Source organism: Qaidamihabitans albus, assembly GCF_016464705.1.
GTDB classification, from domain to species: Bacteria; Actinomycetota; Actinomycetes; order Mycobacteriales; family Pseudonocardiaceae; genus Qaidamihabitans; species Qaidamihabitans albus.
The window spans coordinates 1-561 of the sequence record NZ_JAEHOB010000053.1 but is presented as its reverse complement, the minus strand read 5'-3'; the positions used below and the strand labels follow the sequence as shown (position 1 = coordinate 561).

Below are 561 nucleotides of genomic sequence, written 5' to 3'. Positions count from 1 at the left end.
TTTCGGTGTGGGTCCAGCCTGGGTGGGGGGAGGAATTCCGGTAGTTGGTCGGCCGGGTTGATCCGGGTTCCCACTGGCTGTGATGGATCAGGCGGTGATGCTGCGCGCACAGCAGCACCAGCACGACCGTCCATTTCGGTCCTTTGGCGTGGGTGGGGAAGGCGCAGCCGCCGTCGTGCAGGGCCAGCGCCCGGCGCTGTGCCGGGGTGGCGAGCCTGCTTCCGCGGCCGAGGTAGAGCGGTTCACCGTGCTGCCCGAGGATCGCGGGTACCACCCTGGCTGCGCAGGCGAGCCTGCGCAGGTGGTCGAGGTTGGTGTGGCACGGGAGGTCGAGCACCGCGGTGGAGGCGCTGTTGCAGTTCGGCCAGGGTGATGGTGGCGGTGAGCACGGCTCGTTCACCGCCCAGGACGGTGAGGTCGTCGGCGCGGGCCGCGCAGTCGATGATCTCGGCGAGTGCGTCGCCGTGCCGCTGGTCGGCCGTTCTGTGGTCGGGTCGGCCGTCCTCGTCGGTGGGCCGGGGCTTGGCGAGCGGCACGAACAGGCCTTCCAGTGTGGCGCCG

The 561-nt window shown here is 70.8% G+C and carries 1 protein-coding gene and 1 pseudogene; both read right to left on the bottom strand.

The annotated features are described in order from the left end of the window. Positions 1-337 (bottom strand): annotated as a pseudogene (locus JAP66_RS31790) (DUF222 domain-containing protein); the annotation flags it as partial. After that, positions 243-536: a DUF222 domain-containing protein gene (locus tag JAP66_RS33470; RefSeq protein WP_372449039.1), complete on the bottom strand. Its 294-nt coding sequence runs from the start codon at positions 534-536 to the stop codon at positions 243-245. The gene JAP66_RS33470 and the pseudogene JAP66_RS31790, both read right to left, overlap by 95 nt. Positions 537-561: the final 25 nt, after the last annotated feature.